The sequence below is a fragment of the Gillisia marina genome, from assembly GCF_000258765.1.
GTDB lineage: Bacteria > Bacteroidota > Bacteroidia > Flavobacteriales > Flavobacteriaceae > Gillisia > Gillisia marina.
In genome coordinates this window covers 1-13,134 of the sequence record NZ_AJLT01000021.1, presented here as the reverse complement: position 1 = coordinate 13,134, position 13,134 = coordinate 1, and the positions used below count along the sequence as shown (strand labels likewise).

The following is a 13,134-nucleotide window of genomic DNA, read 5'->3' as shown; positions in this document are numbered from 1 at the left end:
GAAAATACTCATTACAAGTGTCAGTTTGTCAGCGCATCGGTCTTGGTATTTTTTTTGACTGTAAAGTGGAAAGTAATAATTCAATAAATTTTTGATATATGGCTAAAGGAAACATTAATGTATCTGTAGAAAACATTTTTCCGTTAATAAAGAAGTTTTTATACAGTGATCATGAGATCTTTTTAAGAGAATTAATTTCTAACGCAACAGATGCTACATTAAAATTGAAGCATCTTACTAGTATTGGTGAGATAGATGTTGCTTACGGAGACCCGAAGATCGAGGTTAAAATAAACAAGGAAAACAATACGCTTCATGTAATTGACCAAGGAATTGGGATGACCAAAGATGAGGTTGAAAAATACATAAACGAAGTTGCCTTTTCTGGTGCTGAAGAATTTCTTGAAAAATATAAAGATTCTGCTAAGGATAGCGGAATTATAGGACATTTTGGTCTTGGTTTCTATTCTGCCTTTATGGTTGCAAATAAAGTAGAGATCATCACTAAGTCTTATAAAGACGAGCCTGCTGCTCACTGGATTTGTGAAGGGACTACGGAATTCACTTTAGAAGCTTCAGATAAAACTGAACGAGGAACAGAGATCATTCTTCATATAAATGATGAGGATAAACAATTTTTGGAAGAAGGAAGAATTCAAGAACTTTTAGTTAAGTATAATAAGTTTATGCCTGTGCCAATTAAATTCGGTACAAAAGAAGAAGAATTACCACTTCCGGAGGATGCAGAGAAAGATGCAAAGCCAGAGACTAAAGAAGTAGATAACATTATCAACAATCCAACTCCGGCTTGGACAAAGCAACCAGCCGATTTGGAAGATGAAGATTATAAAGGATTTTACAGGGAATTATACCCAATGCAATTTGAAGATCCGTTGTTCCATATTCACCTTAATGTAGATTATCCTTTTAACCTTACCGGGATTTTATATTTCCCAAAAATGGGTCAGGATATGAATATGCAAAAGGATAAGATCCAATTGTATCAAAATCAAGTGTATGTAACAGACAATGTTGAAGGGATCGTACCGGAATTCTTAACAATGTTACGTGGGGTAATAGATTCTCCGGATATTCCGTTGAATGTTTCCAGATCTTATCTTCAAGCAGATGGTGCTGTAAAGAAAATCTCCAGTTACATTACTCGTAAGGTTGCCGATAAGTTGAAATCTCTTTTCAATAATAATCGTGAAGATTTCGAAAAGAAATGGAACGATATCAAAATTGTGATTGAATACGGAATGCTTTCTGAAGATAAATTCTTTGAAAAAGCTGATAAATTTGCACTATACCCAACTGTAGATAATACTTATTTCACTTTTGAAGAGCTTCAGGAGAAAATTAAAGATTCTCAAACAGATAAGGATGGAAATCTAATTATTCTTTATGCATCTAATACCGATGCGCAGCACAGTTATATTGAAGCTGCAAAAGAAAAAGGTTACCAAGTGCTATTATTAGATTCTCCAATTGTTTCGCATTTAATTCAGAAATTAGAAACAAGTAAAGAGAAGATTTCTTTTGTTCGTGTAGATGGAGATCAGATTGATAATTTAATCAAGAAAGAAGACGATAAAATCTCTAAACTTTCTGAAGAAGAAAAGGAGAAATTAAAAGCAGATTTCGAAAAGGTGATTCCACAAGGAAAATATACTGTTCAGTTAGAATCTATGGATAGCAATGCTTCTCCGCTAATCATCACGCAACCTGAATTCATGAGAAGAATGAAGGAGATGCAGCAAACCGGTGGCGGTGGAATGTTTGGAATGGGCAATATGCCAGAAATGTACAATTTGGTGGTAAATACCAACCATGAGTTAATTTCTGAAATATTAAACACGAAAACAGAGAAGAAACAAGAGCGTTTAATTAAGCAGTCTTTAGACTTAGCCAGATTATCCCAAAACCTATTAAAAGGTGAAGAGTTAACGGCATTTATAAAAAGAAGTTTTGAAATGGTGAAATAAGCACTTTTTCAACTTTGTTAGAATGGAACCGTTTAGTTCGTATAATTACGACTAGACGGTTTTTTTTTACGCTTTAATGAAAGCTTTCGTAATTTTATAGACCTAAACAAAAAACTAATTATGAAAAATCTAATTCTGCTACTCTCTATCCTCACAATAATAAGCTGTAAAGAGGAACAAAAGAGCGAAAAAAATAACGAGGAAATTATAATGACCGAACCAGATGGCGGAATTGGCAATGGAGCTGTTTCTCCCGAGGTGGCATTTGCACAAGGAATAGAAAGTGCTCATAATAAAGAAGACTGGAATGCCAAAAAGGCTGTTTCTTTTGATATTTCCCTAAGCTTTGGCGGACAGGAAAGATTGAATGGAAAAGTTACTAGCCTTACAAATTCTTCAAAAGTTCGCGTAGATAAAAACAATAATACGCAGTTGATCTATGATGGAGAACAAGTGTTTCTATGCCCTGCAAATGCTGATGCTAAAGGTGCTAGATTCGATATGTTTACATGGCAGTATTTCTTTGCGCTACCTTTTAAATTAACAGATCCTGGAACAAATTGGGAACAATTAGAATCTGTAGAAATGGATAACAACACCTACGATGTTGGAAAACTAACCTTTGGGGAAAACATTGGAGATGCGCCAGATGATTGGTATGTAGTGTATCAAGAAAGAGAAACGGGTTTATTACATGCCGCGGGTTATATTGTTACCTATGGTAGCGGAGATCAGAAGAAAGCAGAAGAAAATCCGCACGCCATTGTATATTCAGATTATAAAGTTATAGATGGAGTTCCTGTTGCCACAAAGTGGTCTTTCCATGATTGGAATTTAAAAGATGGCTTTGGAGATAAGTTAGGAGAAGCCACATTAAGCAATATTGTATTTTTTAATGCTGAAGATAAACTTTTCGAAAAACCAGAAGACTCTAAGGTTATAGAGAAAGAGTAATTTAATTTAAAATTTGAGAAGGGAGATTTTTGAAGATTACTTGATAAAATCTAGCTGTATCATATGGTTTAACAATAATATCATTTAGTCCAGCTTCGAAGATCTCCTCTCTTATTTCATCTATTTCCATAGCTGTTAATGCTATAATTGGAAGGTTTTTATTAAACTCACGTATCCTTTTTGTTGCTTCCAAACCTGAGATCCCAGGCATATTTACATCCATTAATACCAATTCAAAAGGATGTAGTTTTACCCTTTCTATAGCATCTATCCCATTATCGCAAATATCTACTACGAATTGCTGCTGTTCCAGTATTCTTTTAGTAACAACTTGATTAATTCTATTATCATCCACTACTAAAATTCGCTTTTCTCCTGAGGCCATGAGAGATTGCAAACTCAAGGCCTGATTTTGTAATTCCACTTCTAAATTATCTTTAGGAACTTCTCCATTATCAAATTCAATCGTAAAGCTAAACGTAGAACCTTCTCCTTCTTCACTAACTAAGTTGACTTCAGAATTAAATAAGATCAATAGCTTTTTAACAATAGGCAAACCGAGACCTGTTCCCTGGTAATTATAGTTAGAAGATTGTAATTGAGAAAATTCTTCGAAAATTAGTTCTTGATTATGCTTAGAAATCCCCGAGCCATTATCCTTAATTTCAAAATAGATTTTAGAACGTTTCTCTGAGCTTTCAATAAGTTGAGTTTTAATCCAAATATCTCCACGCTCCGTGAATTTCATGGCATTCCCCACAAGGTTCATCAAAATTTGTGAAAGCCTCACCTTATCTCCTACCAAATTAGCATTTGCATCCTTGCATAATTCTAAATGAATAGAATTTTTATTTTGAAGTCTGGTAAATTCGAAGGATTTCACAATACTTCTCATTAACTCATTCAAATTAAATGGCATTGGCTCTAGATCCAACAAATTAGATTCCATCTTATTCATTTGAAGCACATCATTGATTAGTGCTAATAAATAATCCGCCGAAAATTTTAGGGATTTAAGATCATCTTCATGTTTATGCAGCGACTCATCATCCATTAATATGGAGGTAAGTCCAATTACACCATAAAGCGGAGTTCTCAACTCATGACTTATAGTAGAAAAGAACTTTGTTTTGAGCATTGTAAGCCTTTCGGCTTCTTCTTTTGCTGCTATTAACTCTTTATTCTTTTCACTTAATTCATTAATCAAGGTTCTTCTGGAAAGATTTATACGGTAAACTAGAATTATAATAACAATTAGAACAATCGAAGCAATAATCATAACATACATACGCTCCTGAGACTTCTCTATCAAGCCATCTTTGTATAACTGCTCTTTCCTAGCAATTTCCAGATCTTTTTGATATTGGATTACATCAAATTTGACGTTAGCTGATGCAATATCTGACAATCTTTGTCTTTCAAAAATTTGAGAATTATATTTTTGGAATTTCTCTAAAGCATTAAAGCCCTCCTTGTAATTTCCTTGTTTTGAAAGCAGTTGAGCATATTCCTTATAAACTAAGGTAGCCTCAAGGATCAAGGTGTCTTTTTCAACCATCTGAATTGCTTCTTCAAAATGAGATTGTGCTTCTTCCAATTCATTTACTCCCATATAATAGCGACCCATTAAAGTAAGGAGTTGAGCTCTAGTAAAATTATCATCCCTATCACCCATCAATTTCCAAGTCTTATTTAAATAAGGGAGAGCTTTATTATACAACCCATTATCTAAATAAGTCCAAGCAATATTAGCTGTGGGAGCTAAAAGCCTAGCATCAAGTTTCATTTTTTTAGCTAAAGCAATTGTCTTATTATAATAATCTATTCCAATCTGCGTAGTGTTCTGATCTTCAGAATAGATATTACCTAGATTGTTATAAGACGTCAACAGCAGCGTATCATTCTTTAATTTTAAAGCTATATTTAAGGCGTTCTCATAATATTTTCTTGAATGAATAGTATCTTGTAAGTCGCATAGCTCATGCCTAAAATATTATTAGAATGATACTTATAATAATCATTCTCACTTTTTTTTGGACTCTTCAAGCAATAGCATGGCTACTTCTATAGATTCCTTATATTCATATTTATCTAAATGGTCTGAGGTTACATTGCGAAGAGAATCCAGATATTTATCTTCATAGGATTTCTCCTGAGAAAGCAAATTTCCAGCGATAAAGACAAAAAATAATAGAAAAAAGTAATTTTTTTTCAAATATAACGACGGTTAAGTGAAACGAAACAGGGGCGGGAAGTTACTCTATTCTAATTAATTAGGCAAAAAAATTGAAAAAAAATTATGATTTAAAAATGAATTTCTTAAAAGCAACTGGTTTTAATCAACATTTTATTTAATTTGAGAATAATATTATAATGATTCAAATCTATAATTAATGATTTATCCTTGGCATTTTTTACTCATGGCTGGAATGTACATTCTAGCCGGAATCTTTCATTTCCTAAAACCTAAAGCTTATCTGCGAATTATGCCTAGGTATTTGCCTCAACATAAATTATTAGTGTATTTAAGTGGGGCTGCCGAAATCTTATTAGGCATCGGGCTAGTTATTACAGCAACTAAAACGCTGGCTATTTACGGAATAATATTAATGTTGCTAATTTTCTTACTAGTCCATTTTTATATGCTAAGCTCCAAAAAAGCAGCTGCAGGAATACCTGTTTGGGCATTAATCCTTCGCTTACCATTACAATTTGTTTTAATATGGTGGGCCTATTTCTATCTTTAAAATGAATTCAAGTTTTATTCACGAAGAAATCACTCTTCCAAATGCGAATCTGGAATATTATCCAAATTTTTTAGATGCTGAATTAGCTGATTACTACTTAAAAAAACTTTTAAATACCTTAAAATGGGAACAATATTCAATTAAATTATTTGGAAAAACAATTCCGCAACCTCGATTAACAGCATTATATGCTTTAAATTCTGAGACTTACTCCTATTCAGGGCTTAAATTGAAACCAACAATCTTTACTAATGAGCTCGAAATTATACATGCTGAAATTGCAAAACTTACCGGGAACACTTTTACTCATTGTTTAGCAAATCTTTACAGAGATGGAAATGACAGTATGGGCTGGCATGCAGATGATGAAAAAGAATTAGGTACGAATCCAATAATTGCCTCATTAAGTCTCGGTGCAATCAGAAATTTTCAGCTTAAGCATAAAAAAAATCCGACGTTAAAACAGACAATCCAGCTAGCCCACGGAAGTTTACTAATTATGAAAGGCCAAACTCAGGAATTCTGGAAACATCAGTTACCAAAAACAAAAAAGAATATCGAACCACGAATTAACCTTACTTTTAGAACTATTTATTAACTCATTTATCTACCATCAATAATTAAGCAGAAACAAAATCGGCCGCTTTAAAAGCAGCCGACTCTGAAAATATTTCTAATAATAAAGTTTCAAAAAGATTAGCCTAATCGAAAATCTCATTTAATACCTGAGCAAGTCTAATTCCTCCTTTTTGAAGTTGTTCTCCAACCACTGGAAACCAATCGTACATATATCTATAACTTAGTTTTTCACCAACTTCCGCAGAAGCATAAACTCTTGTGCTTAATGCCTTGGATTCGTACATCCAATCCTCAAAAGTTCCGGCAGCAATATTTTGTCTAGCTTCTTTTGAAAGATTATAGGTATTATCTGCCATTTCTGAATAACTCATATCATAAGAATCGATCATTTCGCTATCCCAAACTCTATGAAGATTCGTACCATCGCCAAACCACCCTACCTGTATATCGTTCCCTCCTTTGTCTTCACCTCTACCAGCATGTAATGGCTGGTGTAGGTCTCCCATAAAATGAACCAACATTTTTAAGTAAAATTCTTTTTCTTCATTAGGTGAATTCTTATCCTTTAATACTTCCACGCATTTTCTTAATGCCATTAGTAAATCTCCGTCGGGATTAGCATCTTCAGCCATATATTTAGTCGCACCTTCAGGCAAATTCACATAATGCCAAGGACTGTATTTTCTATATTTAGAGTCACTTTTAATCTCATCGCCAAAAGTAGATACAAATGCAAGGCTTCTGCCATTTAATAATTTGGCGATCTCTTTTTTGGCACTCTTACTAAGGTGAGATTGTGCGATTTCTGCTGTGGCTCTGTGCCCAGTTTGGCCCCAATCATTTTCTCCTGCAAATCCGGTTGAAATAATAAATAAAAAACAGGCAAACACTAATAATTGTTTCATAAAATCATTTTTTACAAATATATACATCCTAGAATAATCCAATTGTTAATATTTGATTAGGATATTACAATTTAATACAATACATTTATGATATCATTTTAATATCACTTTTAATTATACTAATATGGATACCAACGAAAAAATCACCACTCCTTCCAATGGCTATGTAATGCTCTCGCTTATAGTTCTTTTCTTAATTATAGGTGTTACGGGCCTTATTATGATGAAGATGCCCTTATTCATTTTATTGATTCTGATAACTCTTTCTCTTATTCCGGGATTAATTTTAGTAAATCCAAATGAATCCAGAGTATTATTACTTTTTGGAAAATATAAAGGCACCGTAAAAAATAACGGCCTTTTTTGGGTTAATCCTTTTTTTACCAAAACTAAGATCTCACTTAGAGCAAGAAATTTTGACAGTGAACGATTAAAAGTAAATGATAAGCTTGGAAACCCAATCATGATTAGTACTATTCTTGTATGGAGGGTAAAGGATACTTTTAAAGCTTCGTTTGATGTAGATAATTTTGAAAATTTTGTGGTGGTACAAACAGATGCAGCGGTAAGAAAACTTGCAAGTATGTATCCTTATGATAATTTTGCAGATGAAGGTCTGGAAGAAGATATTACACTTCGCTCTAGCGTAAATGAAGTAAGTATAGCATTGGAGAAAGAATTGGAAGAACGCTTAGATATTGCAGGTATCGAAGTTTTAGAAGCACGAATTGGTTATCTAGCTTATGCTCACGAAATTGCGAGTGCTATGCTAAAACGTCAACAAGCAACTGCCATTGTTGCTGCCAGACATAAAATTGTTGAGGGAGCCGTAAGTATGGTGGAAATGGCTTTGGATGAATTAGGCAAGAAAAACATTGTGCACTTGGACGATGAGCGCAGAGCCGCTATGGTTAGTAATTTAATGGTTATCCTTTGTGGAGATAAAGATGCATCCCCAATTGTTAACGCAGGAACTTTGAATCATTAGTATGAGAATTTTTGAGGAAAAACAAAAATTCAGCCAGTGGTGGTTAATCGCTATTATGGCTATTCCTTTAATAGGAGTTAGTATAAATGCCTACTATGAAACAGATGGCTTTAGCTATATTGCAACTAACACTTCCTCAATTCTTACGGTTTTAATAGTGATACTAATTTTAGGCTGCATTTTTATATTAGAATTAAGAACAAATATAGATGCCATAGGAATTAGGCTTATTTTTATCCGTTCCCTTTTTTTAGAAAAAAGTATTTATGGTCTCAGATAGAAAAAGTATATGTTAGAAAATATTCCCCATTAACAGAATATGGCGGTTGGGGAGTTAGAGGCTTGGGTGAAGCGAAAGCCTATAATGTATCAGGCAAATATGGCATCCAAATTGTAACCAAAGAGAAAAAGAAATTTTTAATTGGAACTCAAAAACCTCAAGATGTAGAACGAGTTTTAAAAAGATATGCAGAAAAAATTAGGCAATAAACCCTCACTAAAATCATGAAAAACTATTTAATAATATTAACAGTATTGACCTTCAGTTTTGGGTTTTCTCAAAATGATTCCATTATGGAAAGTGAAGTGTCCGTCAATAAGTTTATTGATGGTACTTTAACCACCCCCGCAAGTACCGAGCATCCAGACCTTGTTATTTTAATTCAAGGTTCGGGCCCTACAGATAGAAATGGGAATGGCTTTATGATGAAAAACGATGGCTCCAAGATTATTGCAAGAGAACTTGCGAAAAATGGTATTGCTTCATATAGGTTCGACAAACGCATCTTTAAAATGAATAAATATAAAATTCGTGAAGAAGAGCTCAGCTTTGAAGATTTTATAGAAGATGTTAGTGCTATTTTAGATCATTTTAAAGCACAAGACAGCTTCGAAAATATTATTATTGCCGGTCATAGCGAAGGATCTTTAATAGGAATGATTGCTGCAGCCAATAAAGCCGATGCATTTATTTCTCTTGCCGGTCCCGGAAGAAGTATAGATAAAATTGTAATCGATCAATTAGCAAAGCAATCTCCGGAATTATCTGAAAATGCAAAAGATGCCTTTCAAGAAATTCAAGAACGAGGAAAAACCTCAAATTACAGCCCCCTGCTTCAATCTATATTTAGACCAAGTGTGCAGCCATTTTTAAAATCCTGGATGAAATATGATCCTAGGGAAGAAATTGCAAAATTAGATATGCCTATTCTTATTATAAATGGAAGTTTCGATATTCAAGTAGACACTACTGAAGCCAATTTATTGACAGAAGCTAATCCGAAAGCTGAACTAGTGATTTTGGATAAGATGAATCATATCTTCAGAAAAATTGAAGGAGACGACTTAGAGAACACAAAGGCTTACAACGAACCTAACAGACCATTGCACCCCGAATTAATTCCGAATTTGGTCGATTTTATAAAGTCCGTTAAATAAAATGAGTAAAAAGAAAGCATTTGCCTTACGGCTAAATGAAGATATGCTAAAAGCTATCGAGAAATGGGCTTCGGATGATTTCCGAAGTACTAATGGACAGATAGAATGGATGCTTTCTAAAGCATTAAAGGAAGCCAAAAGGCAACCCAAAAAGAAAGAAGAAAATTAAATGAAGTACAAAATAGTTTTTTCAGATATAGATGGCACTTTACTAAATAAAGAACGCCAGTTATCTCCTTCAACAATTTCAGAAATAAAAAAATTAAAAAATAAAATTCCTTTTATTCTCATTTCAGCTAGAATGCCGGCAGCCATGCGGCATCTTCAGAAAGAATTAGCGATAGAAGAGCTTCCCATTATAAGTTATAATGGCGGATTAATACTAGTAAACGATCAAGTTGTAAGTACCACGGAGATTCCAGTTTCTATTATTAAAAACTTGACAGATTGGAATGCTAGCTTAAACTGTCATTTAAGCTTATATCACAACGACGAATGGTATGTTCCCTCCATGGATTTTTGGGCTAAACGGGAAGAGAATAACACCAAGATTTCACCAGTAGTAAAAATAGGTGACGAGGTTATTACAAAATGGAGTGCTGAGAACAAAGGCGCTCATAAAATCATGGCCATGGGCGAAGAGGATCAAATAGATCAAATTGTAGATTTTCTTTCCAAAGAGCATTCTAATGAGCTTCATTTATACCGATCCAAAAACACCTATTTGGAAATTTCTCCAAAAAGCATTTCAAAACTTACAGCAATTAAATTTCTATTGAATCATCATTTTAATCTTGACCTTAGTGATGTAATCGCTTATGGGGATAATTATAATGATGTAGAAATGCTAAACCATGTTGGCTTTGGTGTTGCCGTTGGAAATGCGAGAGAAGAGGCTAAACTTGTTGCAAATCATATCACAGCATTAAGTATTGAAGATGGTGTGGCTCAAAGCTTAAAACAATTAATCCCGTTAGAGAGTTGGTAAACTTTATTCTCTTGTCCAAAATTAAGAATCTCAATACATACTAATGAGGTATCTCCCGATTATTATTGGGAGGAAAAACCATTTAGATCTTCAACAATAGACTTAAATATTTTACCCCTCAATGAGGGATAAAAATTGTATTTTGGCGGGCAAATAAAATAATTCATGGAAAATGCTCCCCTATTTACTAACGATGCCATTGTATTAGGAATATTAATGGTCTCCTTAGGCTTTGTCTTTTTAACATCATCAAAGGAAGAAGGGTTTTGGAAAAAATTCTATTCTATAGTTCCTGCACTTTTAATGTGCTACTTAATTCCGGCAATATTCAATTCTTTGAATATAATTTCAGATGAAACCTCACAACTCTACTATATAGCCAGTAGGTATTTGTTACCGGCTTCTTTGGTATTAATGACCTTAAGTATAGACTTAAAAGCTATTTTTAATTTAGGACCTAAGGCATTAATCATGTTCTTTACCGGGACTATTGGAATAATCATAGGTGGACCTATAGCAATCCTTCTAATCTCCATTGTATCTCCGGAAACTGTTGGAGGCATTGGGCCAGATGCAGTTTGGAGAGGACTATCTACCTGGCTGGAAGCTGGATAGGCGGTGGAGCCAACCAAGCAGCGATGCTAGAAATCTACGAATACAATCCAGATCTTTACGGCGGGATGGTTTTGGTGGATATTGTAGTAGCAAATCTTTGGATGGCAATTATCTTATTTGGAATTGGTAGAAATGAAAAAATCGATAAATGGCTTGGTGCAGATGATTCTGCCATTGTAAATCTTAAAAATAAAGTGGCCGCTTATGCCGAAGGAGTTACCAGAAATCCATCGCTTGCAGATATCATGATCCTCTTAGCACTCGCCTTTGGAGCGGTGGGGATTGCCCATTGGGGAGCAGATGGAATTTCAGCTTATCTATCAGCCAACTTTGAAGTTTTTACAGATAATAAAAGTGCCTTATCCTCCTTTTCCTCCTCTTTTTTCTGGATGATTTCTATTGCAACTGCAATTGGGATACTACTTTCATTCACGAAATTTAAGTCTTATGAAGGTGCCGGAGCAAGTAAGATAGGAAGCGTATTTATATATATACTTGTAGCGACCATTGGAATGAAAATGGATCTAAAGATGGTTTTTGAAAATCCCGGTTTAATAGCGATAGGTTTGGTATGGATGACAATTCATGCGGGATTATTAATATTAGTTGCAAAATTGATAAAAGCTCCATATTTCTTCTTGGCGGTTGGAAGCCAGGCGAACGTTGGTGGTGCGGCAAGTGCACCGGTAGTTGCTGCTGCGTTTCATCCCTCGTTAGCTACTGTAGGAGTGCTATTGGCTGTATTTGGATATGTGGTTGGAACCTATGGTGCAATTTTGTGTACAATTCTTATGCAAATGGCTGCCGGGAGTTAGTATAAAATGAAAATTAATAAGATATTTGCCCACCAACATTCCAACAGAAATTGATGAAAAAGATTAGCTTTTTATTACTCATTATCCTGAGTATTGCCGCATGTTCCGATAAAGAAAATAACCTACTTGTTAAAGGCCAAGTAAAAGGATTAAAAAAGGGAACCATTTATTTACAAAAAATTGAAGATACCTTATTGATCAACGTAGATTCTGTAAAGATAGATGGGGATGCAAATTTTGAATTAAGCGATTATTTAAAAAGTCCTCAAATTATGTATCTATTTTTAGATAAGGTAGACAACACAGTTTATAATGATCGTATCGAGTTTTTTGCTGAAGAAGGCGAAGTGACGATTAATACTACCTTAAAGAATTTTGAAGTCGATGCGAAGGTAGTAGGTTCTGCAAATCAGGAAAAATTGATGGAATACCGAAAGATGATGCAGCGCTTTAATGACAAGAATTTAGAATTAATTCAAAAGAATTTTGAAGCGCAACGTGATGAAAATGAAGAATTGATTCTTTCTACCAATCAAGATTTCGATAAACTTTTAACTAGAAAATATTTATACACTGTTAATTACGCTATGAATAACAAAGATTTGGAGATTGCTCCTTATCTAGCATTATCTGAAGTGTTTGATGCAAACATTAAATATCTAGATACTATTTATACTTCTCTTACTCCAGAAGTTAGAAAATCTAAATACGGAAAAGAATTAAAATCTTTCTTAAAGGTTCGAAGAAAAAATGAAAAGCTTGAAGAAAAAGTAGAAGCTCAGTAAAACTCAATTTTCTTAAAGTAAAAGGCTCCACTTAAAAAGTGGAGCCTTTTTTTATTTCTATTCTTATTAATTGCCTTACTCCCATTCAAGTTCTACAAGTAAACTAAAACAAATAGTATCCGGAGTATAACTTTCAAATTCTTATTGTTTCAAGCACTAAAATTGAAGTGCTAAGAACACTTACAAACTAATGTAGTTAAGTAAGAATCTCATAAATCCTTAAACAAAAAAAAACTCTCTTAGTTGGAGGTTTTTTTTACTTTAGAGCCGATAGACTGACTTCCTTCGACTTCGCTCGAGACAGGCTTCTCGCCCAAACATAAGTAAAATAAAAAA

The 13,134-nt window shown here is 34.0% G+C and carries 13 protein-coding genes and 1 pseudogene; 11 read left to right on the top strand and 3 right to left on the bottom strand.

The genetic code is table 11. The annotated features are described in order from the left end of the window. Positions 1-98 precede the first annotated feature (98 nt). On the top strand, positions 99-1,985 hold the full coding sequence (gene htpG, locus ON07_RS06575; protein WP_010229273.1) for a molecular chaperone HtpG: 1,887 nt from the start codon (positions 99-101) through the stop codon (positions 1,983-1,985). A 120-nt stretch (positions 1,986-2,105) separates the two neighbouring features. Then, complete coding sequence (locus ON07_RS06570) at positions 2,106-2,939, top strand: DUF6503 family protein (protein WP_010229270.1); 834 nt, start codon at positions 2,106-2,108, stop codon at positions 2,937-2,939. Position 2,940: 1 nt separating this feature from the next. Here ON07_RS06570 and ON07_RS06565 read toward each other — a convergent pair whose 3' ends face one another. Continuing rightward, positions 2,941-4,827, bottom strand: coding sequence for a tetratricopeptide repeat-containing hybrid sensor histidine kinase/response regulator (locus ON07_RS06565; protein WP_010229267.1), 1,887 nt, complete (start codon positions 4,825-4,827; stop codon positions 2,941-2,943). 135 nt (positions 4,828-4,962) lie between these two features. Beyond that, on the bottom strand, positions 4,963-5,154 hold the full coding sequence (locus ON07_RS17030; protein WP_010229266.1) for a hypothetical protein: 192 nt from the start codon (positions 5,152-5,154) through the stop codon (positions 4,963-4,965). Between the two features lie 178 nt (positions 5,155-5,332). Here ON07_RS17030 and ON07_RS06555 point away from each other — a divergent pair, with 178 nt between their 5' ends. Continuing rightward, positions 5,333-5,686 (top strand): DoxX family protein, encoded by a 354-nt coding sequence (locus ON07_RS06555; RefSeq protein ID WP_010229265.1) that lies wholly within the window; start codon positions 5,333-5,335, stop codon positions 5,684-5,686. A 1-nt stretch (position 5,687) separates the two neighbouring features. Continuing rightward, a complete protein-coding gene (locus tag ON07_RS06550) occupies positions 5,688-6,284 on the top strand; it encodes an alpha-ketoglutarate-dependent dioxygenase AlkB family protein (RefSeq protein WP_010229263.1) in 597 nt (198 codons plus the stop codon). 103 nt (positions 6,285-6,387) lie between these two features. Here the strand turns inward: ON07_RS06550 and ON07_RS06545 are convergent, their stop codons facing one another. Next, complete coding sequence (locus ON07_RS06545; RefSeq protein ID WP_029331607.1) at positions 6,388-7,170, bottom strand: S1/P1 nuclease; 783 nt, start codon at positions 7,168-7,170, stop codon at positions 6,388-6,390. 124 nt (positions 7,171-7,294) lie between these two features. Between ON07_RS06545 and ON07_RS06540 the strand changes: the two genes are divergently transcribed. From ON07_RS06540 to ON07_RS06515, 7 genes and pseudogenes are all read left to right on the top strand, one after another. Continuing rightward, the gene (locus tag ON07_RS06540; protein WP_010229259.1) at positions 7,295-8,158 is read left to right on the top strand and encodes an SPFH domain-containing protein; all 864 of its coding nucleotides are present in this window, start codon (positions 7,295-7,297) and stop codon (positions 8,156-8,158) included. Between the two features lies 1 nt (position 8,159). After that, complete coding sequence (locus ON07_RS06535; protein ID WP_010229257.1) at positions 8,160-8,438, top strand: hypothetical protein; 279 nt, start codon at positions 8,160-8,162, stop codon at positions 8,436-8,438. A gap of 224 nt (positions 8,439-8,662) precedes the next feature. Next, positions 8,663-9,595: an alpha/beta hydrolase gene (locus tag ON07_RS06530; RefSeq protein WP_010229251.1), complete on the top strand. Its 933-nt coding sequence runs from the start codon at positions 8,663-8,665 to the stop codon at positions 9,593-9,595. A gap of 1 nt (position 9,596) precedes the next feature. Continuing rightward, on the top strand, positions 9,597-9,764 hold the full coding sequence (locus tag ON07_RS16190) for a hypothetical protein (RefSeq protein ID WP_010229249.1): 168 nt from the start codon (positions 9,597-9,599) through the stop codon (positions 9,762-9,764). Then, the gene (locus tag ON07_RS06525) at positions 9,765-10,583 is read left to right on the top strand and encodes a Cof-type HAD-IIB family hydrolase (RefSeq protein ID WP_010229245.1); all 819 of its coding nucleotides are present in this window, start codon (positions 9,765-9,767) and stop codon (positions 10,581-10,583) included. It abuts the gene before it with no gap. A gap of 165 nt (positions 10,584-10,748) precedes the next feature. Further along, positions 10,749-12,013: pseudogene (locus tag ON07_RS14755) on the top strand (DUF819 family protein). Between the two features lie 53 nt (positions 12,014-12,066). Beyond that, positions 12,067-12,798 (top strand): DUF4369 domain-containing protein, encoded by a 732-nt coding sequence (locus ON07_RS06515; RefSeq protein WP_010229243.1) that lies wholly within the window; start codon positions 12,067-12,069, stop codon positions 12,796-12,798. Positions 12,799-13,134: the final 336 nt, after the last annotated feature.

Coding starts and splice junctions, on each gene's coding strand:
- htpG (WP_010229273.1), top strand. CDS start 99: ATGGCTAAAGGAAACATTAATGTATCTGTAGAAAACATTTTTCCGTTA.
- ON07_RS06570 (WP_010229270.1), top strand. CDS start 2,106: ATGAAAAATCTAATTCTGCTACTCTCTATCCTCACAATAATAAGCTGT.
- ON07_RS06555 (WP_010229265.1), top strand. CDS start 5,333: ATGATTTATCCTTGGCATTTTTTACTCATGGCTGGAATGTACATTCTA.
- ON07_RS06550 (WP_010229263.1), top strand. CDS start 5,688: ATGAATTCAAGTTTTATTCACGAAGAAATCACTCTTCCAAATGCGAAT.
- ON07_RS06545 (WP_029331607.1), bottom strand. CDS start 7,170: ATGAAACAATTATTAGTGTTTGCCTGTTTTTTATTTATTATTTCAACC.
- ON07_RS06540 (WP_010229259.1), top strand. CDS start 7,295: ATGGATACCAACGAAAAAATCACCACTCCTTCCAATGGCTATGTAATG.
- ON07_RS06535 (WP_010229257.1), top strand. CDS start 8,160: ATGAGAATTTTTGAGGAAAAACAAAAATTCAGCCAGTGGTGGTTAATC.
- ON07_RS06530 (WP_010229251.1), top strand. CDS start 8,663: ATGAAAAACTATTTAATAATATTAACAGTATTGACCTTCAGTTTTGGG.
- ON07_RS16190 (WP_010229249.1), top strand. CDS start 9,597: ATGAGTAAAAAGAAAGCATTTGCCTTACGGCTAAATGAAGATATGCTA.
- ON07_RS06525 (WP_010229245.1), top strand. CDS start 9,765: ATGAAGTACAAAATAGTTTTTTCAGATATAGATGGCACTTTACTAAAT.
- ON07_RS06515 (WP_010229243.1), top strand. CDS start 12,067: ATGAAAAAGATTAGCTTTTTATTACTCATTATCCTGAGTATTGCCGCA.